This window comes from Flavobacterium silvaticum, assembly GCF_012911565.1.
Classification (GTDB): domain Bacteria; phylum Bacteroidota; class Bacteroidia; order Flavobacteriales; family Flavobacteriaceae; genus Flavobacterium; species Flavobacterium silvaticum.
Genome location: NZ_JAAMPU010000108.1, coordinates 536,547 through 558,144, shown reverse-complemented (window position 1 = coordinate 558,144; position 21,598 = coordinate 536,547). Strand labels below are relative to the sequence as shown.

The 21,598-nt window shown below is 42.8% G+C and carries 12 protein-coding genes and 1 rRNA gene; 7 read left to right on the top strand and 6 right to left on the bottom strand.

Features of this window, described 5'->3' with window-relative positions; all coding sequences use genetic code 11:
* Positions 1-9: 9 nt before the first annotated feature.
* Together rrf and G6047_RS16660 are read left to right on the top strand one after the other, a co-directional pair.
* Positions 10-118 (top strand): 5S ribosomal RNA (gene rrf / locus G6047_RS16665).
* A 665-nt stretch (positions 119-783) separates the two neighbouring features.
* Positions 784-1,107 (top strand): hypothetical protein, encoded by a 324-nt coding sequence (locus G6047_RS16660; protein WP_169528751.1) that lies wholly within the window; start codon positions 784-786, stop codon positions 1,105-1,107.
* Between the two features lie 72 nt (positions 1,108-1,179).
* Here G6047_RS16660 and G6047_RS16655 read toward each other — a convergent pair whose 3' ends face one another.
* The 5 genes from G6047_RS16655 to porU form a co-directional block, all read right to left on the bottom strand.
* Positions 1,180-2,850, bottom strand: coding sequence for a pyruvate dehydrogenase complex dihydrolipoamide acetyltransferase (locus G6047_RS16655; RefSeq protein WP_169528750.1), 1,671 nt, complete (start codon positions 2,848-2,850; stop codon positions 1,180-1,182).
* A 3-nt stretch (positions 2,851-2,853) separates the two neighbouring features.
* Positions 2,854-3,852: a pyruvate dehydrogenase (acetyl-transferring) E1 component subunit alpha gene (gene pdhA, locus G6047_RS16650; protein ID WP_169528749.1), complete on the bottom strand. Its 999-nt coding sequence runs from the start codon at positions 3,850-3,852 to the stop codon at positions 2,854-2,856.
* A 133-nt stretch (positions 3,853-3,985) separates the two neighbouring features.
* Complete coding sequence (gene cdd, locus G6047_RS16645) at positions 3,986-4,495, bottom strand: cytidine deaminase (RefSeq protein ID WP_394352505.1); 510 nt, start codon at positions 4,493-4,495, stop codon at positions 3,986-3,988.
* A 49-nt stretch (positions 4,496-4,544) separates the two neighbouring features.
* Complete coding sequence (gene porV, locus G6047_RS16640; RefSeq protein ID WP_169528747.1) at positions 4,545-5,753, bottom strand: type IX secretion system outer membrane channel protein PorV; 1,209 nt, start codon at positions 5,751-5,753, stop codon at positions 4,545-4,547.
* A 180-nt stretch (positions 5,754-5,933) separates the two neighbouring features.
* Positions 5,934-9,743, bottom strand: a complete 3,810-nt coding sequence (gene porU, locus G6047_RS16635) for a type IX secretion system sortase PorU (RefSeq protein ID WP_169528746.1) — start codon at positions 9,741-9,743, stop codon at positions 5,934-5,936.
* Between the two features lie 211 nt (positions 9,744-9,954).
* On the opposite strand from porU, the gene gldJ reads away from it, so the two are divergent.
* The gene (gldJ, locus tag G6047_RS16630) at positions 9,955-11,622 is read left to right on the top strand and encodes a gliding motility lipoprotein GldJ (protein WP_169528745.1); all 1,668 of its coding nucleotides are present in this window, start codon (positions 9,955-9,957) and stop codon (positions 11,620-11,622) included.
* Between the two features lie 34 nt (positions 11,623-11,656).
* Positions 11,657-12,943 carry a UDP-N-acetylmuramoyl-tripeptide--D-alanyl-D-alanine ligase gene (locus G6047_RS16625; RefSeq protein WP_169528744.1) on the top strand — a complete coding sequence of 429 codons (1,287 nt, stop codon included), beginning with the start codon at positions 11,657-11,659 and terminating at the stop codon, positions 12,941-12,943.
* On the opposite strand, the gene G6047_RS16620 is transcribed toward G6047_RS16625, so the two are convergent.
* Positions 12,940-15,792, bottom strand: coding sequence for a helix-turn-helix and ligand-binding sensor domain-containing protein (locus tag G6047_RS16620; RefSeq protein WP_169528743.1), 2,853 nt, complete (start codon positions 15,790-15,792; stop codon positions 12,940-12,942). The two genes, G6047_RS16625 and G6047_RS16620, sit on opposite strands and share 4 nt — an antisense overlap.
* A 271-nt stretch (positions 15,793-16,063) precedes the next feature.
* Between G6047_RS16620 and G6047_RS16615 the strand changes: the two genes are divergently transcribed.
* Genes G6047_RS16615 through G6047_RS16605 form a run of 3 tightly spaced genes read left to right on the top strand, consistent with a single transcriptional unit; the run spans position 16,064 to position 21,597 of the window.
* Positions 16,064-19,207: a SusC/RagA family TonB-linked outer membrane protein gene (locus tag G6047_RS16615; protein ID WP_169528742.1), complete on the top strand. Its 3,144-nt coding sequence runs from the start codon at positions 16,064-16,066 to the stop codon at positions 19,205-19,207.
* Between the two features lie 13 nt (positions 19,208-19,220).
* Positions 19,221-20,732, top strand: a complete 1,512-nt coding sequence (locus tag G6047_RS16610) for a RagB/SusD family nutrient uptake outer membrane protein (protein ID WP_169528741.1) — start codon at positions 19,221-19,223, stop codon at positions 20,730-20,732.
* A gap of 10 nt (positions 20,733-20,742) precedes the next feature.
* Entirely contained in the window at positions 20,743-21,597 is an 855-nt protein-coding gene (locus G6047_RS16605; protein ID WP_169528740.1) for a hypothetical protein, read from the top strand.
* Position 21,598 lies beyond the last annotated feature (1 nt).

The following is a 21,598-nucleotide window of genomic DNA, read 5'->3' as shown; positions in this document are numbered from 1 at the left end:
GTAACGACTTAAGGTGGTTATTGCGGCGGGGCTCACCTCTTCCCATCCCGAACAGAGAAGTTAAGCCCGCCTGCGCAGATGGTACTGCAATTTGTGGGAGAGTATGTCGCTGCCTTTTTTTATTGGAACCCGTTCTGGAAAGAACGGGTTCTTTTTTTTTACAGGTGCGGCGCAGTCGGGGCAAGCCCTGGTGTGCTTCGCCAATTCGCCTGCGGCCCGGGCCGCTGCCTTTTTTTTGGAAACCCTGTCCTTCGGACGGGGTTTTTTGTTTTGCGGCGGTTCGCTTGGGCCCGGTTCCGACACGAAGGCGCTAAGGAGTTGTTTTGGACGTGTTTTACGGAGGCGCCTGCGCAAGGGGATAAGACACAGCCCCCATGATTGGCTGATTTTGGTGAAACGGAAAGAACCCACCCCGTTGGAAGGGATGATCTGGGTGTTACCAAAATGTGCTTGGGAATCGGAATGGCCACATCGGGCGGCTTACTTTTTGGGTCTTTGAAGAAAGGGAAGTTCTTTATGAAGTATGCGTGAGCGATGTAAGCGGCATCCCCGCAGACGTAGCGCCCTGGTTTTGCCGGTTTGGCGGGGCGACCACCGGAAGCCACGCCGGGCCGAACCAAAACCCGGTGGAACGGCAAGGGATACAGCGGGCAGCGCGATGGCGGCCGCGCAGCAGGTGGTTTTTGTGTGAAGGTCGTGGCCGACGGCACGCCCATCTAAAATATCGCTAATTAACAGTCTGCCTTCACATAATTTTCTATATTTGAAACAATTATCAATCAAATGAAAGCAAGAATTTTACTTATTGTTTTTTTAATGGTATCGGTTGCGGGATATTCGAATCATATTCCTAAGCCGTCGGTGTTATTCAGTATTACAGAAAAGATACTGGCTCAGGCACAACAATTCTTATTTGCTTCGACCGATAAACCTGCTAAAGCTACTAAAGCGAAACCGGTTATCAAGGTAAAAGCAAAGGCACCACTTACGGTTCCGGTGGAAGCAATAACTCCGCCGGATAAACCGGAAGTAGTTACTACAACCACTATAACGGTAAAAACTGTAACGATTAAGCGAGACGGAATGTTTATTGTTTGTGAACAGTAAGTCTTCGAATCTGTATAATAAAAAAAATCCCGTTCTTTTATGAGCGGGATTTTTTATTTATCGGCTGGTCAATTATGCCAGCATGGTAACAGGATTCTCCAAGTATTGACGCAATGTCTGTAAGAATTCAGAACCTGTAGCACCATCTACTGTACGATGATCACAAGCCAAAGTCACTTTCATTACATTTCCGACAACAATCTGTCCGTTTTTAACCACCGGTTGCTCAACGATGGCTCCAACAGAAAGAATTGCGGAGTTTGGTTGGTTGATAATCGAAGTGAATTCAGAGATTCCAAACATTCCAAGATTGGAAACCGTAAACGTACTTCCTTCCATTTCGGCAGGCTGTAGTTTTTTGGTTTTCGCACGACCTGCAACATCTTTGACGTTGGTTCCAATTTGAGTCAGGCTCAATTGATCTGCGAACTTCAAAACCGGAACAAGCAATCCGTCTTCAACAGCAACAGCAACTCCAATATGAACATGATGGTGTATCAAAGTCACGTCGTCTTTCCATGTTGAATTTACTTTCGGATGTTTCTTCAACGCCATTGCACAAGCCTTGATTACCATATCGTTGAATGAAACTTTGGTGTTTGGTATTGAATTAATGGAATTTCTTGAAGCAATCGCATTGTCCATATCCAGTTCAATGGTCAGGTAATAATGCGGAGCCGTGAATTTGGACTCAGACAAACGGCGCGCGATGGTCTTGCGCATTTGCGAATTCTTGACTTCTTCAGTATAGGTTTCTCCGGCTGGAACAAATGGTTTGACGGCAGGAGCTGCAAGCTCAGATTTAGCTTCACTGGTTGCAGTAGCTTGTTGTGGAGCTGCGACAGGTTTGAAGTTCTCGATATCGGCTTTTACGATGCGTCCGTTTTCACCTGAACCTTTGACTTGTGAAATGTTGATTCCTTTGTCTTCTGCCATTTTTTTGGCTAGCGGAGAAATGAAAATGCGTTTTCCGTCAGATACTACTTCGACCGGTTGTTCTTCTTTCTTTTCAGGATCAGCTGGTTTTTCAGATTCTGTCTCTGCTTTTTCAGATGAAGCTGCAGGAGCGGCACCACCTTTTACAAAATTTGCAGCCACACCGCTAACATCTGTTCCTTCCGGACCGATTATGGCTAGCAAACTGTCTACAGGAGCAGTTTCACCTTCCTTGATTCCGACAAAAAGTAGCGTTCCGGAGTTGAATGATTCAAACTCCATGGTCGCTTTATCGGTTTCGATTTCAGCGAGAATATCACCTTCGGAAACCTTATCTCCAACCTTTTTAAGCCAGGTTGCTACAGTTCCGTCTGTCATTGTATCCGACAGGCGCGGCATTGTAACTACGGTAACTCCGGCGGGAAGTTCAGCTGATGCAGTTTCTTTTTTAGGGGCTGCTTCTGCGGCAGGTTTCGTTACGGCTTGGTCAGCTTCTTTTGGAGCTTCTTCTTTTTTATCTTCAGATTTCGCCGGAGCATCGCCTTTCAATAATCCGGAAATATCTTCGCCTTCGTTTCCGATGATAGCCAAAAGAGAATCAACAGGAGCCGTTTGTCCCGCTTCAATTCCAATATGCAAAAGCGTACCGGCATTGAAAGATTCGAATTCCATAGTCGCTTTATCCGTTTCGATCTCTGCAAGAATATCACCTTCGGAAATTTTGTCCCCGACTTTTTTAAGCCAGGTTGCCACAGTTCCTTCGGTCATCGTATCGCTAAGGCGCGGCATTGTTACAACTGTTGCCATAAATTATAAACGGTGAGGGATAAATGGATAGTTTTCTTGTTCGTAGACCACATCGTACAATTGCTGTGCGGTTGGGAATTCAGATTCTTCGGCGAATTTTTCACATTCATCTACGAGGTTTTTTACACGCTCGTCAATAGCTGCGATTTCATCATCCGACGCGAATTTCTGGTCTTTGATTACGTCGAGTACCTGAGTGATCGGGTCGATTTTTTTGTATTCTTCAACCTCTTCTTTGGTACGATACAATTGCGCGTCGGACATAGAATGTCCGCGGTAACGGTATGTTTTCATTTCGAGGAAAGTAGGTCCGTCTCCACGACGAGCGCGATCTATTGCTTCATGCATGGCTTCGGCGACTTTCACCGGATTCATTCCGTCTACAGGTCCGCAAGGCATTTCATAGCCCAAACCAAGTTTCCAGATATCGGTATGATTAGCGGTTCTTTCTACAGAAGTTCCCATCGCATATCCGTTATTCTCCACGATAAAAACTACCGGAAGTTTCCACAACATTGCCATGTTGAAGGCTTCGTGCAACGATCCCTGGCGCGCGGCTCCGTCACCAAAATAGGTAAGGGTTACGCCGCCGGTGTTGAAATATTTATCGGCGAAAGCGATTCCGGCACCAACCGGGATTTGAGCCCCGACGATTCCATGTCCGCCATAAAAACCGTGTTCTTTTGAAAAGATGTGCATCGATCCTCCCATACCTTTGGAAGTTCCGGTCACTTTTCCGAGCAATTCCGCCATGACCCGTTTAGGATCAACGCCCATTCCGATTGGCTGGACGTGGTTGCGGTATGCAGTTATCATTTTGTCTTTGGTGAGGTCCATGGCGTGAAGCGCTCCTGCGAGTACGGCTTCCTGTCCATTGTACAGGTGAAGAAAACCTCTTACTTTTTGCTGAATGTACAGCGCTGCCAGTTTGTCTTCGAATTTTCTCCAAAACAGCATGTCTTCATACCACTTCAGATAAACTTCTCTGGTTACTTCTTTCATTGAAATCTTAGCTAAGAATTAGTGTGTCTTGTGTAAAGCAATCGCAAAATATTTTTCCTCACACAATTTTGCGAAATGCAAAAATAAGGTTTTCCATTCACAAGAAAAACTAATAAAACCTATAATTTGAGACTTATAAAAAGTTTTTGTCGAAGCTGAGCGGAAGCAGGTTTTTTGTCGATTGAGATAGAATGACCGCTCCGTCTTCTCCCATAAAAAGGATAGATATAGGTCTGCCATCGCGTTGTTCATATTCAATAATGGACTGGCGACAGGATCCGCATGGAGGAATGGGTTCATGCGTATCGCCTTTGTCCGATGCAGCCGATATGGCAATGGCCGAAATTATTTTACCCGGATACGCCGATGCCGCAGCATACAAAGCGACTCTTTCCGCACAAAGTCCTGACGGATAAGCTGCGTTTTCCTGATTGGTTCCAATTACGATTGTTCCGTCGTCTAAAATAACAGCTGCCCCTACACGAAACCTCGAATAAGGTGCATATGCTGTTTTTCTGGCTTGGATGGCGTGTTTCATCAGGTTTTTCGAAGCTTCCGGCAACTCATCCAGAGAGTCATATCGAAGAAAAGTAGTTTCGGTTACAATTTTTTTCATGAGGGTAAGTTCAGAAAAAAAATCCAGACGTCCTTTTCGGGAGCCTGGATTCTGATAATGCTATATGTTGATGATTCTACAAATCGTCATACTTTTCACCAAAGTTAAACGTAAGCGAAAAGCGCAACGTGTTTTCAAGCGGGTTTTGGACTCTTGAAGTCGAGAACAAATATGAGACATCGATCTTTACAATGTTGTAACGGAACCCGGCTCCAAGGGAAGCGAATTTACGCGCTCCTTTTTCTTCACTTTCATGGAAATAGCCCAAACGAAAAGCGAATGAGTCCTGGTATAGATATTCCGCAGCGGCAGAATAAGTGAATTCTTTTAGTTCCTCACTAAAACCATCTGGGGCGTCGCCAAATGATTTTATCAATCCGGAAGTCCAGCTGATTTTGCGATAGGCTTCATTGGCTTCGACACGGGCATCGGTGATTTCCTGATTCGTGATTGTTCCGTCGCCGTTGATATCGCGGTAATTCGGTACTTGTGGTGTCGGAACCAACAACTTTGTAAACTCGACACTCGCGGTGACTTTGTTGTAATCATCAAGTATAAAATCGAAAGCGCCACCCAAACGCATATTGGCCGGAAGGAAGTTGGCGTTGGTGTCATCCTGGGTAATATCGTAACGGATTTTCGGCCCCAGATTCTGGAAATTGAATCCCAAACGATAACGTCCGTTGAAATCTGTAAAGGCAATTTCTTCCGATTGATAAAATCCGGCTACGTCAACCGCGAAAGTGCTCGCCGGTTTGATATCGTTGTTTTCAGCTGGGATTTTGAGTGCGGATCTGATGTATCGACCGGCAACTGCCATTGAGAAATAGTCGCTCAGTTTAAGGGAATAAGAAATATCGACCGCCAATTCATTCGGCTTGACAATTTGTGCGGGATCTGTGTAGTCCTGACGCAACTCGATTTCGCCCAAAGAGAAATAACGCAAACTTGCCCCAAAAGCCATACGCTCGTCAAAACGATTATAATACGTGACCTGTCCGAGTGAAATGTCATTGACAAGTTGCGTGAGATATGGCGTATAATTAAGCGAAAATCCTTGCGGGTCTTGTGCGAAGGCATATTTCGCGGGGTTGTATTGCTGGGAGAATGCATCTGCCGAAGTCGCGACACCCTGATCTGCCAAACCTGCCGAACGTGCATCTGCCGCAATCAAAAGGAAAGGAACTCCTGTAGTAATTACTCTTGGTTCATTGGTAGGTATTTCCTGGGCAATCGAAAATTGTAAGCAAAATAAGCAGAGGAGGCAAATAGCAATTTTTCTCATTTATAAAGGCAATTAGTTAACAAATATAATATCGAAGTAGTTTTATCGGGTAAAAAAATTCTGTTTTTAATTCCTTTTGGACTTTTTTTCGTTCAATGATGCAGGAATTCAGTTTAAAAGCATTTTAATAGCAGGGATATTGTTTTTGATTTGATGAAAAACTCAAAATAGGTTCGTTTATTATAGTATAACAAGTTTCTCGATTTTTTCCGCCCTTACATTTGTGAGTGTGGATCTGACCGTCAATTTATATATATAGACTCCTTTTCCTATGCGGTCGCCAAAATCATCTTTTCCGTCCCATGTTACTTCACGTGATAGAAAGCCTTCCGTATTCACTACCTGGTTTTTTGTCCAGACTACTTTTCCGGTTACCGTCATCACCTGAACCTGAACCTCCAAAGGCTCATACGGCTTGTTGTGTGAGAACCAGAATTGGGTATAGGTAGAAAATGGATTCGGGTAATTGAGTACGTGGGTCAATGTGAGGCCTTCGTCTCCGACTACAATAAACTGTATTTCAGCTGTTATAGGGTTGTTGTATACGTCCCAGGCCTGAAACGTTATGGTATGAAGTCCTTTTTCAAGGTTCCGAAACGGAAAACGCAATTTGCCGCTTCTGTGATTGTCAAGATCTGCTTCGTAATAATCGTTAAGCACATATGGATTGCTTTCGTCACCGTCTAAAATTGCAGTGATGTCATGTCCTATTCCGCTTGCCGTATTAATCCCGTTTTCATCTTCAAGGAAGGCAAGGAAAAAAGGAGATTCATTCGTGACTCCGCCTGATACAAACGTTTGATCGTTCATATATAACTTTACGGTTGGGCCTATATTGTCTTCTGGTGCGTTTTCGTTTATGCCGCCCACTTTTATCGTAGTGTCATATCCTGATTTGTCCAATAATAGTTCATTGCGTTTTGCGTAGAAACTTACACGGCCATTCCCAACGGGAATCCGGATGTCCCGCGGTACAACAAAAGTGACGTCAAACTGACCGGCGGTAACGGATGCATTTCCCCGGAACAACGTTTCGCCAAGCGTTTTGAAGGGCATGATGCTATTGTTGTTATCGTTGTTCAGCGTTGTTCTCTGGAGTTCCTTGTCAAATACCGATATAGCTACTTCGCCGGCATAACTTGTCAGTGGCGTATTGAACTGATCTGTGATTTCTCCGGATAGTTTTACCGTTCCTAATGATTCAAGCGTATCTACCGGGCCGGTTACCGGCATATCATTTATTTTCGTCAGGCGTACCTTCGGTTTCGCAACGGCAAGCATCAGTGCCGGATCTCCTAAATAAACCACAACATTAGTCGTGTAGGCGACAGAGTTTTTGGCCCGACGTAGACATTCCGCGATGGAATAATATTCGTCAGAAGGCGCATTGTTGACATAAGACAACAAATATTGTGAAAATCGTGCATTAAAGAGTTGTCCTGTTCCCTGTCCGATAGTCCGGGTTGTCGTGACCATTGAAATCGCGCCACCTTTGGGATTCAGATAGATGTATTCGCCTGCTGTTGGCCTGTATGGATTGTCAAATCTCGAAAATTCACAGGTAATTGTTATGAACAGCGGATATTTGTATCTGTTGGACAAATTCTGACCATCTTCTTTTGTCCAGATTCGTTCGGCGGAAAGTCCGTCTTCGCCCCCATGACCCAGGTAATTGAATACAAGCGAGCCTTTTTCAAAGTCGTTGAAAATGTCCAGTCGCGCTTTTGGATAGCGTTCGCCTCCTGCCGCCGATTCCTGTTCATACGAATCAAGGTAAATTTTCTCAACGTTTAAAAAAGGTTTGTTGGTGTTGAGTGCCTGCGCCAATGCTTCCTGGTTAGTTTGCAGTTGGGCGTCGTCAGCGGCATCGGAATCATCCGCAATCAGAACATAATTGTTTCGCCAAGGGCCGTATGATTTCAGGTCGTAATAATCAATAACCTTGTCAACCATTTCGCTTGCCTGGGAAGCAGTTGATACAATCATTCGGCCTGGAGCTACATCTATGCCTCCTGCACCGCTAAGCTCGCCTTCATTTTCATCGAGCATGCAAAAAAAGTCGTCACTCGAAAAAGATCCTTCGCCTTCTGTATAGCCATTCAGGGCGTGAAAAATGGGGACTATGTTAGTGTTGTTGGGAATGCGGTCTTTGAAATCAAAAGAGGCATCGCCAAAAAGATTCAGGTATTTTATGCGTTTGGATGGATCGGATGCATTGAAATAGATGTATTTGACCAAGTTTCGAATGGCGCCTATATCTTGTTTTCCGGAAGCGAATTCGGTGTAAATTTTTTCGAGGCTTATGACCCTGACACTAAGGTTTGAGTAAGATCTGTGAAAAGCTGCAAGCCGTTCAGCCTGTGTGATGAGGGATTCTGGTGCTACAATAAGGTAATCGACGTCTTCAAAACCACCCTGTTGATTCTTTAAAATGGTTCCTTTGATATTTTGGTTGGCAACGCGAGCGTTTCCTTCGCGATGCGGGGCATAGTAATCTGTAGGGTCAATAACCGCAAAGCGTCGGTTGTCGCCCATTTGTGATGTAAAACTGAAAGATGCGCTTCCTGTATTAAGGACTCTGGTCACGTTATAAATATCGGTCACATCCCAAACCTGTCCTATTCCGCCGGCATCGGTAAAATTATACTGTATGTTGCCTGTTGAATTTGAGGTATTGTTTTCGAATCTGTATTGTTTGGTATACCCTTTAAGAGAACGTTTCGCTTCAAGTATGATATAGTCCAGATATCCGATAGATCCCGGAACTCCATTGTTGTTATAAGTGACCGTAACGGTCAGGTCTTCTGAAGCTGTAACGGTTGTGGATAATGTTGCAGGTGTAGCCAATATGTGGTCTCCGAGGGCCGCCATACTCATAGTTCCCGCCTGTTGCCCATTGACCGAAATAGTGAAATTTGTGGCAGATGGTGCGCTTGCAGCAGTGTAGACCTGCAGTGAAACAGGCTCAGAAGAAACAATACCCGGAAACTGGAATTCAAATTCCTGTTCGTTTTCTATGTTGAATTTTTCCCCAAACCAACGACGTCCCAAACGGCCTATATTCTCAAGGTCGCGTTCGTGGTATTGGTGGTCTGTAAATTGAGACGTTGACGCATTGGCAGGCAAAGGCTGGCTCATTGTTGTGATGCGCTTTCCGTTATCACCGCCCGAAGTCACGTAATAATAGGCGCGGTCGGCATATAGATTGTTATGGGTCTGGCTGTCAGTGCTCCAGTTGTCCATTCCTTCGGCATATAATAATATGTAGTCGTCCCCGTCGAAATTCCCATCTGATTCTCCTTCAAATACAATGGCGTTTTCTGCTATGTCTAACGGGTAGGGTTGGCTATTCCGGAGCGGAATCATTCTTCCGCCGCTACCATATATTTTAATTTTGCGCGGATCGACCGATGTATTCATGCCAAGGCTCTGTAAAAAACCTCTCGAAATTTTATAAACACCGCTTTTTTCAACATAGAATCTATACCAATCACCGGTTGTAAGGACAGAATTGGAGACAGCATTAATGGAACTGGTAGATAAAACACGTGAAGAGGAAGACGTAAAGCTGTAATCAAAACTTACTAAACGCTTGAAAGAACCGTTGTCCTTTATTATAGGATTCAATTCTATACTTGCGTAGATGTCTTCGCGGGCCTGTCTTGATTGTAGGCGGGTATTGATTGAAGAAGGGATGCTGCTTTGTGAAAGTAAGCCGAGCTGTGCAGTGCCGATGCTTTCATACACGGTGTTCGTAATTTGAAGCGATTGCGGGTTGACTGCAGATGTGACTTTGACAGTATACTGAAACTTCAGGCTTTTTGTGCCAAGGTCGTAAGACATGAATTCCGGGTCAAAATGCGGGATGTTGATTTTGGAGTCGCCGTAAGCAAATTCCTGATCCTGTGCCCAGCTGAGCCGGACGCTTCCGGATTGGCTTGTACACAAATAAGAAGCGAACAGCGTAAGTATCAGTACGATTTGTTTCATGCGATAGATAGAACGGAGTGCTTCCCGATTTATTACGGCTGTAAAAATAAATATTTGTAGGCCATGACCATACTAAAAGGATTCAAAAATGCGTTGATGCTTACTCTTTGGGCAGTCCGGGAGATATGACGAACATTAATTTTTTCATTTTGTATTGTGATGTAATGGTTAATTGCTATATTGCGCCACAAATTTTTACCTACTAAAGATTATGAAAGTAAACAGAATCATGGCATTCAAGGTCTTAGTTGTCGCAGCTATAGCCTTAAGTCTTACTGGTTGCAGTAAGGGATCCTCGAAGAATGTTTCGAGTGCCACAGGATGGAAAATCAACGACAAAGCCGGAGGTTTTCAGCACAATTCCAAATTCAAGAAGCAAGCGACCGCCCCTGGTCTTGTACTTGTTGAAGGTGGGACATTTACAATGGGTAAGGTTCAGGACGATGTTATGCACGACTGGAATAACTCCCCGAACCAGCAACACGTCCAGTCTTTCTACATGGACGAAACTGAGGTAACCAATATTATGTATATGGAATACCTCGACTGGCTCAAGCGCATCTATCCGCCGGACCAGGAGAACTACAAAAACATTTATGAAGGTGCTTGTCCGGACACATTGGTTTGGAGAAACCGTTTGGGTTATAACGAGACCATGACCAACAATTACCTGCGCCATCCGGCTTATGCAGAGTATCCGGTAGTTGGTGTCAACTGGATCCAGGCTGTTGAATTTAGCCGTTGGAGAACAGACCGTGTAAACGAAAAAACCCTCGAAGACAACAAATACCTTAAAAAAGGTGGTAAGCTAGAAGCTGAAGCCGGTAAATCTTTCAGCACTGATACCTATTTGGCGGCCCCAACCAAAACAATGGGTGGTGATGAAGAGCTTGTACTTAAAAAAGGTCGTGGTCGTGCATCTAAAGACAGTACTAATGTTTATGCTCAACGTACATCTGGTTTGATTTTGCCAGATTACAGGCTTCCGACCGAAGCAGAATGGGAATATGCAGCTGCTGCAGACGTAGGACAACGCGAATACAATATCTACAAAGGACAAAAGAAATATCCATGGTCGGGTAGCTATACCCGTTCAGGCAAGCGTAAAGTACGTGGTGATCAATTGGCTAACTTCAAACAAGGTAAAGGTGACTATGGTGGAATTGCCGGATGGTCAGATGACAACGCTGATATCACTAACAAAGCCAAAGCATATCCGCCAAATGATTTCGGTTTGTATGACATGGCTGGTAACGTTGCAGAATGGGTTGCCGACGTTTATCGTCCTATGGTAGACGACGAAGCGAATGACTTCAATTATTATCGTGGTAACGTCTACACCAAAAATAAAATTGGGGAAGACGGTAAATATGAAATCGTTACAACCGAAAATATTAAATACGATACGCTTGCAAATGGAAAGATCATTGCACGCAATTTCCCTGGTGAATTAGCTACTGTGCCTGTCGATCAAAACGAAACGTATCTGCGCGTGAACTTCAGTCAGAGTGATAACCGTAATTACCGTGATGGAGACAAACCGTCGAGAAGGGATTTTAAATTCGGATCAGAAGACCAGGAAAAACCTGAGGATGCCAACAGCAGCAAAATGTACAACTCTCCTCAACATAACGTATCCGGTGATTCTTTGGGTAATATGGTTCGTAAGTTTGACAACTCTAACAAGCGTACGACACTTATAAATGATGATGTCCGTGTTTATAAAGGAGGCTCATGGAGAGACAGAGCTTACTGGCTTGATCCGGCTCAGCGTCGTTACTTCCCTCAGGATATGGCAACCGATTATATTGGTTTCCGCTGTGCCATGTCACGCGTAGGTCCTAAGTCGGATAAAAAGAAAAAAGCAAAACGTAACTAATATATGAGCCCTTGAAAAAGGGCTTTTTTTTGACATGGACATTTCTGAAATCCATAAACTTTTCCTTGAATCCTCGGGGGTTTGTACAGATACACGCCGTATTGAGGCTGGTTGTCTGTTTGTAGCTCTTAAAGGCGATAATTTCGATGCCAATTCTTTTGCAGCTGAAGCTCTTGAAAAAGGGGCGGCTTATGCAGTAATTGATAATCCTTCAAAGGTTACTGGAAGCAGGACTATTTTAGTTGAAGACGGACTCTCATTTTTACAACAGCTTGCAAATTTCCATCGAAACTTTTTGGCCTTACCTGTTATCGCATTGACCGGAAGCAATGGAAAGACAACTACGAAAGAACTTATCCATGCCGTGCTGAGCCAGAAGTTTAAAACATCGGCCACCATCGGAAACCTTAATAATCATATAGGTGTCCCGCTGACGATATTGAAATTTACGGCTGAGACTCAATTGGGAATCGTTGAAATGGGAGCGAACCATCAAAGAGAAATTTCACAGTTATGCGCCATTGCAGAACCTGATTTCGGATACATTACGAACTTTGGCAAAGCGCATCTTGAAGGTTTCGGTGGGGTTGAAGGTGTTATCAAAGGTAAAAGCGAATTATATGATTATCTGAGGACGAAAGATAAACTGGTTTTCGTCAATTCAGATGATTCTATCCAAATGGAAAAATCTAATGGAATGCACCGTTGCACTTTTGGAAAGTCGGCAGATTCAGAAGTTAAAATAAATAGTGTAGTTGCTGATCCGTATGTCTCGGTTTATTGGGAAAAAGGCGAAGTAGACAGTAATCTGATAGGTTTATACAATGCTACAAATGTAGGCGCAGCAATAGCCATAGGCAATTTTTTTGGCCTTGAGCCTTCTTTGATTGGAACCGCAATTGCTGCATATATTCCGAATAATAATCGGTCGCAGATATTGGAAAAAGGCGGAAATAAAATAATTCTCGACGCTTACAACGCTAATCCTAGCAGCATGGATGTCGCCATTTCAAATTTTGTCCAGCTTTCTTCATCAGAACCTAAAGTAATGTTTCTGGGTGATATGTTTGAGCTGGGTAATGAAAGTGATGCTGAACATTTGAATTTGGTTCAACGATTGGCTGATATTTCAAATGTAGAAGTGCATCTTATAGGTCCATATTTTTATGCTCATAAGAATCAATCGGTCTCAATTCATTTTCATAACAGCCTCGCTTCTTTTTTAGAAACGATTTCTTTTTTAGAGTTACACGGAAAAAATATTTTGATAAAAGGGTCACGGGGAATGGCGCTCGAACGTATTCTTGACCATATTTCTTAAATTGACATTAAAAATCCGGTCAGGTTTTCATTCTTGGCCAATTCGAGTTTCTTTCTGAGTCTGTAACGTGCTAGTTCAACACCGCCTGAAGATATATTCATGATTTCCGCAATTTCCTTTGTGGACATATTCATGAGCAGGTAGGTAGACAAATCCAATTCCCTTGGTGTAATTGCCGGATGTTTCTCCTTTAATCTTTTGAGGAATTCAAAATGTACGTTCCGGATGTGTTTTTCAAGATCTTTCCAGCTTTTGTCTGCATTGACTTCCTTCAGGATGCTTTTATTTACTTTTCCTAACTGAAAACGCGCGGTCTCATCGAGTCTTTCAGAGTCTATTTCTTTCATTTTATGAATGATGCCATTCAGAATTTTGTTCTTTTTGACAACCTGGAGCGAGTTGTTGACGAGTTCTTTGTCTTTTGAAATGATGCGCATCCGGAGCTTTTCATTCTTTAATTGCTCAATTTGTTTTTCAAGTTCCAGTTGATCCTGGCGTATTTTGGCTTCTTTTTCAAGATAGATCCGGCGCTGTTCTACGGTTTCGAAATATTTGTTTCGCCGAATGTGCAACTGTATTCTGTGGTTTGTAAAATACGCGGCAGCTGCAAGCATGCATAAATAAAGTACATATGCCAACCAATGCCTGTACCACGGAGGCGATACGCTGAATGAGAACGTGCACGTAGGCGAAATCTCTCCAAAAGTATTTCTGGTCCTGAGTTCCATGGTATAATCGCCTTCGTGTAAATTGGTGTATTCCTTATTTGTTGCGCTTGTCCATCGGCTCCAATCTTCTTCAAATCCATTCAAACGGTATGAAAATTCAATGTTTTCAAGATTGTCAAATTGCGGAGAAGAAAACGTAAACCGGACGTTATTGTTTCGGAACGGAATATCTGGTTCCAATGCACCAGCTTTCAAGCGCGAAATGGCAGTACTGTCTTTTACCGTCACAAAACTCCTGATTATTGCAGATGGCCTTGAATGACGCGTATTCAACTGTGAATCGTAGTGTGCCAAGCCATTTGTGAGTCCAATTAATATGTCATTAGCTGTATTGGCGTTGACGGAAATATAATCGGTAACCAAAAGCCCGCGAATCGATGAAAAGGGTGAAAGTATCGGTTCGTATCCCGTATTATTCTTCTTGAGTAAGCCAAAACTTTCCTTATAGGAAAACCAGATATTGCCAAATCTATCCTGTGTTGCCATGCGTATTGGTGGGATTTTGGAAAAAAGTGATGACAACGAGGTGATTTCACCAAATGATTGTTTATTCAGGTCATAAGTAAAGAAGCGATTTTCCGACTGAAAGGTCAATTGTCCGTTTATCCGCTGAAGACTTGTTATTCCTGCATCCTTTGGGTACAAATGTTCTATCGCCTTTATGGATTTGAATTCGCTTAGATTTGAACTTAGGCTGCACTTGTAAAGGATATTGTCTTTTCTGAGCCAAACAATGGTTCCATCGACGTCAAACGTATTTATGGATTTTGCGATGCCTTGTAACTTTGTGTCAAGCCTAAGTGTTTTTCCTGCATTCGATAGTACGCTAAAGCCACTGTAGTTTGCCCCGATGTATTTACCGGGTTTATCAGGAATAGGCTTTACTCCCCAATAACCGTCGGCATCGATTATTTCTGTAGCAGCAGAACCTTCGATTTTCATTAGGCCTCTGTTGTGACTGCATAATAAAATGCCATTTACTATTTCAATATTCCATGCTTGTCCTGTTGTCCCTGAAACTAATTTGAATGGGTCGTAAAAGAAGCTGTCATCCCATTTGTGCATGAAAAGACCTTGGTTTGTAGCTACATAAAGTATTTTGTTGTAAATGACAGAGGCATAAACGGTACTCAGGTTATAATTTGAGCCTAAAAAAGTAAGAGGTGTATTCTCTACTATCAGACTGATTCCGTTGTCCAGGCCAAGCCATAGGTTTTTGTCGCGATCAACGTATGAACTTAATACGGTGTTGTTCTGAAGACCGTTTTCCTGATTTATATGCTGAATGATTTTTCCACGCCTGTCAGTAATTATGACTCCATTTAATACAGAGTTGAATACGATGTAATCTTTATCTATGAATTCGGCTCCCAGACAACTGTTCTTTTTAAGGAAGTCGTTTGCTTCAGATTTGAATTCAGTAATGTCATTTCCATTATATAAAAGGAGGCCCTTGTCTAGAGTGGCAAGAAGTAGGCTCTTTTTATCGAGATACAATGCTGACCAAATTTCTGTACTCTTTAGTTTAGAAGTATTTGGCAAAGGGATTAGGCCATTCAAAGTGTACTCAAATAAACCGGTTTCAATGTCCTGGATAATCAGTTTATTTCCAATTGAGAATGAAAACTGAAATTTTCCAGGCGCATCTTCAGTTTTAAGAATCTTTTTATAGTAAACATAATTCCGGTCAAAAGACTGAAAGATGATTCTGCCTTTATAACTGTGTATTTTCCAGATATTATCAATAAGCAGCTTTTCTTCTTTTGGCAATAATGCCGATAGTGAAGTGTAAGTCAGCAAGCCATTTGCTCCTGACTTGAAATAGCCAAATTCATTATAGCCACCTATATAAATGGTATCATTGGATATGCGTAAAGCCCGCATGCCATTGTTCGAAGGCAAAGGATAAGTATGCCAGTAAGATCCGTCGAATTCCAACAGACCGGCATTGTTTGCCATATATATGCTTCCGTTGCTTGACTGGGCAATTTTCCAACTTTGTGTTCCTCCGTTGTATTGGGATTTTGTAAAGTTCTTTATTACTGGCTGTCCTGCAGTTTTGATCTGGGCATTAAGACCAATACAAATGAGCAACAACGATATTCGAAAAAAGTGAGTCATATAGCAAATATATTGAATTCGCAACTACATCGATGTAAGTCATAAATTCCAATTTGTAGTGTTATTTTATTAATGATATATTTTTTATAACAAGGTTTTAATATTTTTAAATAACTATAAATCAAATTATTATAAATAAAATGATGTGGTTTTGTAGTATTTAAAATTAATAATTGATGTGTTTTTGTAAGGATTATCACTTGGTAAATGTATATTTTATGCCATAATATTGTATCAAATCAATAATTAACTCACTAAAAAAATCTGAAAAATGAAATTAACAAAACTACTCTTTTTGTGTATTTCAGCAGTGTTCTTTTCAGTTGTGGCCCAAGCACAGGACCGGATCAACGTATCTGGAAATGTGGTTGACGACACCGGCTTACCCGTTCCTGGGGCCACCATTACTGAAAAAGGTACTCAAAATGCAACCCTGTCTGATATTGATGGGAAGTATTCCTTAAATGTATCGTCTAACGGAACCTTGGTCATTTCCTTTATAGGATTTGCGACCCAGGAAGTTGTCGTTGGTGGTAAAAATGTTATTAATGCCAAGTTGATGCCTTCTTCGCAAAGTCTCGAAGAAGTAGTTGTGGTTGGTTATGGTGTTCAGAAAAAGAGTGTTGTAACCGGATCAATATCTAGCGTAAAAGCTACGCAGATCGAAGATCAGCCTGTAACAAGGATAGAACAAACGCTTCAGGGAAGGGTTTCTGGCGTTACAATATCTGCAAATGCGGGCCAGCCTGGTTCGTCTTCTACAATTAGAATACGAGGCATTACTACTTTCAATAACAATGATCCACTTTGGGTAGTGGATGGAATCATTGTGGATAATGGTGGCATTGCTTATTTGAATCAGTCTGATATTGAATCTATCGAAGTCCTTAAAGATGGTGCCTCTGCTGCGATTTATGGAACCCGTGGTGCAACCGGTGTCATATTGGTTACTACTAAGAAAGGTAAAGCAGGTAAAATGAATGTAACTTATAATGGGTATACAGGAGTTTCTTCAGCAGCTAGAAGGCTTGATTTGCTTGATGCGACACAGTATGCAACTTTGAGGAACGAGATGTATATGAATGATTTTAACCAAGGTGCTGGTACAACTCCTCAATTGCCTTACCCGAATCCATCATCTTATGGTGCAGGAACAAACTGGCAGGATCAGATATTTAAGACAGCTCAACGTCAATCTCACAATCTAAGCTTTAGTGGCGGCAATGATAAATCTACTTATTATGCTTCGTTCGGCTATTTGGATCAAGAAGGTATAGTGCTTCCTGAAATATCCAACTGGAATAGAAAAAACTTGACGATTAATTCTACGCATAAAATTACGAGTTGGTTGAATTTTGGTCAAAATTTTTCATATTCCCATGAAAAGACAATGGGGGTTGGGAATACAAACAGCGAGTTCGGTGGGCCGTTGTCATCAGCAATTAACCTCGATCCTACAACACCGGCAATAGTTTATGATCCATCTACTCAACCAGATCCAGGTGTTTACACTGGAAATCCTAACGTGGTTCGCTCTCCAGATGGTGGATATTACGGAATTTCAAATCAGGTACAACAAGAGATGACAAACCCGCTTGGGTATGCCAAAACCCGTTTGGGGCAATACAATTGGGCAGATAATTTCGTAGGAAGCGCTTATGTTGAAATCATGCCAATAAAAGGTTTAAAGTTTAGATCACAAGCTGGTGGTAAACAATCCTATTGGGGTTACGAAGGGTTTTCTCCGGTATTTTACCTAAGTGCAATTGTCAATCAGTCGATTAACAGCCTGACCCGTCAAACCAACAAAAGTTTGTATTGGAATGTTGAAAACACCTTATCGTATACCCGTGAATTTGGAGGACATAATGCTACCGTCTTGGTAGGACAGTCCGCTTATCAAGATTTGGGAGCTACAGGTCAGGGTGTAACATATCGTAATATTCCGACCCAGGATTATAATGAGGCTTCATTTCAATTCGGTAATGATCCGTCTACTCGTGAAAGTTATGCCTACACCAATCAGGTTCACCGAATCCGTTCGTTGTTCGCAAGGTTGAATTATGACTACAAAGAGAAATACCTGGTAACTGGAATCATTCGCGCAGATGCTTCCACACGATTCGGTTCTAATTACAGAACTGGTAAATTTCCATCATTCTCATTGGGATGGGTTCCAACTAAAGAAGAGTTTTTTCCGGAATCGAACGTAATTAATTTCCTTAAATTGAAAGCCGGTTACGGGGAGGTTGGAAACGACAATACTAATGGCGCAGAAAACTTATATCTTTCACTCATAGGGCCAGGAGGTAACTATGTGTTTGGTAATGGTGGCCAAGGAGTGACGATTGGAAACTATCCGTCGAGACCTGCTAACCCGAACCTTAGATGGGAGCAAACCATTTCGAAGGATGTCGGCTTTGAAATGACGCTACTCAAAAATATCAACCTTGATGTTAGTTTTTGGCAAAAAACGACTTCTGGGATTTTGGCCGAGGTTAACCTTCCGGGTTACGCAGGTGCAACAGTACGTCCCTACGGGAATGTACTTGATATGAGGAATACAGGTGTTGATATTGAGCTATCTTACAAGAAGAAATTTGGAGACTTTCAGGTTGGGGTCAGTGGAAACTTGTCTCACTTCAAGAATAAGGTATTAGGTGTTGGTGCTGACAAAGAATTCATTGAGGGTCCAAACGTCCAGTCAACTCAATTCGGTACCATCTCACGCAGCGAGCCGGGGGGTGAATACAATGCTTTCTTCGGGTTTAAGACGCTCGGCATATTCCAAAACCAGGCAGAGATTGACAGTTATGTTGGCGCTAGTGGAACGCCAATACAACCGGATGCAGTTCCCGGTGATTTCAAATGGCAGGATACAAATGGAGATGGTGTAATCAGCGGAGATGATCGTACAAAAATTGGCAGTCCATTCCCTGATTTTACCTATGGATTCAATATTAACCTTGAATATAAGGGATTTGACTTAAACCTGTTCGCTCAAGGATCACAAGGGAATGACATTTATGTTGGTTACCGACGCCTAGAAATCACAACCGCGAACTGGCAATCAGAAGCACTGAACCGTTGGACTGGGGAAGGAACATCTAATACTTATCCTAGATTAACTGCGAATGATCCGAATGGAAACTTTTCACGCGCATCTGATTTTAAATTGAAAGACGGCTCGTATATGCGTTTCAAAACCGTCCAAATAGGATATTCTTTACCTAAATCTGTCCTTGATCGTATCGGATTAGCTAAAGCAAGATTCTATGCTACAGGTGAAAACCTGTTTACATTTACAAAATACAACGGATATGACCCTGAAATCGGCGGCGATGTATTCGGTATCGATCGTGGATATTATCCTCAGGCAAGAAGCTATATGTTTGGCGTAAACCTGCAACTTTAAAAAATTGTAAACCATGAAAAAAAGAAAAATTGTTTGGAGCTTGCTGCTAATGGCGGTTATTACGGGTACCGTGATTTCCTGCAGCGAAGACTTTACCACAATCAAACCTGCCGGACTTACACCGGTTGAAGATTATTATAAGGATGAAGGCGAAGCATTATCAGCGCTTGCGTCTGTGTACGATTTATTGCGAAAGAATTCAGGTGGTTTTGACAACATGATCATCATGATGAATTCCGGCTCAGATGATTTTCTTGCGGGCGGTGGAAATGCGAACGACGGGCAGGGAATACATGATTTCGAGAAATTTCGCCTTACCGCTGGGACCATTCCGGGAAGTTTCTGGAGCGATTATTATCAGGGAATTTTCCGCGCCAATCAGGTTCTGTCTGTGTTTCCAAGCGTCCCGATGGACGAAGCCAAGAAAGCCCGGTTCATTGCTGAAGCCCGTACTTTGAGAGCTTATTATTATTTTGAGCTTGTTACGCTGTTCCGCAATATTCCACTTATTACGGAAACATTATTGCCGGAAGAAATTTACTCAGTGACCCAGTCACCACCGGCAGATATCTATGCTTTCATCGAAACTGAACTTTCTGAATCAATGAATGACCTCCCGATGATGATTACAGATGTTGCTACTGAAGGAGGACGTTTGACCAAAGGATCTGCCCAGGCAATTTTGGGGAAAGTGTATCTTTACGAAGGTAAAAAAACCGAAGCTGCTGCTCAGTTTGCCGAGGTTAATGGCACACCTGGGGGAGTCAGTCAATATGGCTATCACTTATTGCCGAATTATGCAGATTTGTGGGTTCGAGACAATGACTTCAACGCTGAATCTATCATTGAGGTTTCACATAGCCAATTGGGGCGAAGTGACTGGACTTTCTGGGGAAGCGGTGCAGATGAAGGCAATACTGTAAATCAGATGGTAGGCCCACGTGGTTATCAGAGGGTTTCCAACACGCAACCAGACTTTTGGTCCGGATGGTCGTTCAACCCTGTGCTGCCAGGACTGGTTGCGGAATTTGAAGCCGGTGATCCGAGAAAAGACATTACGATTTTCGACATGACCGCTAGCGTTTCTACTTATAATCATGATGCTTGTTATGACGATACTGGATACTGGTTGCGTAAATTTATGCCTTTGGTTGCAGATGTAAGTACAGACGGTGGAACCCAAGAACTCAATTTCCGTCAAAATACATACATCATCCGTCTGGCAGATTCGTATCTGATGGAAGCAGAAGCCCTGAATGGCTCAGGAGCCCGTGCCCAATCACTTTTAGATGCGGTTCGTGCACGTGCCGGGATGCCTTCTGTACCGGTAAGTATGAATGCAATCTGGCATGAGCGCCGGGTTGAATTAGCCGGAGAAGGATTCCGTTTCTTTGACTTGGTTAGAAGTGGACAGGCTTCTAGCGCTTTAGGGTCCAGAGGCTTCACAGCGGGAGTGGATGAAATCTTTCCAATTCCTCAGAATGAATTGAATAATACACAACTTGTTCAAAATCCTGGTTTTTAAATTAAAGTATATGAAAAATAATAAAACAAAATTCTGGGGTATTCTGGCATTGGCCGGAATGACACTTGCTGCGTGTTCTCCGGAAGAAGTTGACGGTGATGGAAACGGAATTATAAACACACTGGATTTAGATGCGACTTTTACGGTTACAGAGGTTTCTGCAAACCATTATCGTGTCCAATCCGGTGAAACCCGTGCCACATCTCATTATTGGAGCGATGGGTCGGTTTCGGGGCCGGATGGAGATGCAAGGGACTATTTCTTCCCGGATGCTGCAGATTATACCATAACACATCGCGTTTGTGGAATCGGTGGGCAGGATTGCTTAGAAAGTGTCCAAACTGTCCACGTACCTGTTTCAGACCCAGTACAAGGAAATATTGTAGTCAATCCAAAATTTTTAGATGGGTCAACGGGATGGACAATCCTCAATATCAGCCCTTCAGGAGCTCAGTGGACTTTTAATGATGGCTCTGCAAGTTTGGTGGCATCTGGTTTCAACCAACAAGCTATTTATCAGCCAATCCAGGTTGAAGGAGGACATACTTACAAGTTCGATATGACTGTTTCAAGTCCGGGTCTTCAAGATACATGGTTTGAGCTTTATGCAGATTATGCAGCTCCAACCCAAAACAGCGATTATTCGGCCGGTGGACGTTTGTTGCAGATCAATACTTGGGGTGGCTGTGGCGGTTCGGCTTTTAATGGGCAATTATCATCATTCTATCCATGTGGAAGTACGTCAGATGTTTCAGGTCAAACTAGACAGTTTGCAACTTCTGGAACAGTATATCTCCTGATAAAATCTGGTGGAGGAAATGCCAATCTTACAGTCACCAACGTAGAGGTAAGAAGAATAGATTAAA

What these genes read in the sequence shown, in the direction of transcription:
- G6047_RS16655 (WP_169528750.1), bottom strand. Translation starts at nt 2,850, where the DNA reads ATGGCAACAGTTGTAACAATGCCGCGCCTTAGCGATACGATGACCGAA.
- G6047_RS16625 (WP_169528744.1), top strand. Translation starts at nt 11,657, where the DNA reads ATGGACATTTCTGAAATCCATAAACTTTTCCTTGAATCCTCGGGGGTT.
- G6047_RS16615 (WP_169528742.1), top strand. Translation starts at nt 16,064, where the DNA reads ATGAAATTAACAAAACTACTCTTTTTGTGTATTTCAGCAGTGTTCTTT.
- pdhA (WP_169528749.1), bottom strand. Translation starts at nt 3,852, where the DNA reads ATGAAAGAAGTAACCAGAGAAGTTTATCTGAAGTGGTATGAAGACATG.
- G6047_RS16660 (WP_169528751.1), top strand. Translation starts at nt 784, where the DNA reads ATGAAAGCAAGAATTTTACTTATTGTTTTTTTAATGGTATCGGTTGCG.
- G6047_RS16605 (WP_169528740.1), top strand. Translation starts at nt 20,743, where the DNA reads ATGAAAAATAATAAAACAAAATTCTGGGGTATTCTGGCATTGGCCGGA.
- gldJ (WP_169528745.1), top strand. Translation starts at nt 9,955, where the DNA reads ATGAAAGTAAACAGAATCATGGCATTCAAGGTCTTAGTTGTCGCAGCT.
- G6047_RS16610 (WP_169528741.1), top strand. Translation starts at nt 19,221, where the DNA reads ATGAAAAAAAGAAAAATTGTTTGGAGCTTGCTGCTAATGGCGGTTATT.
- porU (WP_169528746.1), bottom strand. Translation starts at nt 9,743, where the DNA reads ATGAAACAAATCGTACTGATACTTACGCTGTTCGCTTCTTATTTGTGT.
- G6047_RS16620 (WP_169528743.1), bottom strand. Translation starts at nt 15,792, where the DNA reads ATGACTCACTTTTTTCGAATATCGTTGTTGCTCATTTGTATTGGTCTT.
- porV (WP_169528747.1), bottom strand. Translation starts at nt 5,753, where the DNA reads ATGAGAAAAATTGCTATTTGCCTCCTCTGCTTATTTTGCTTACAATTT.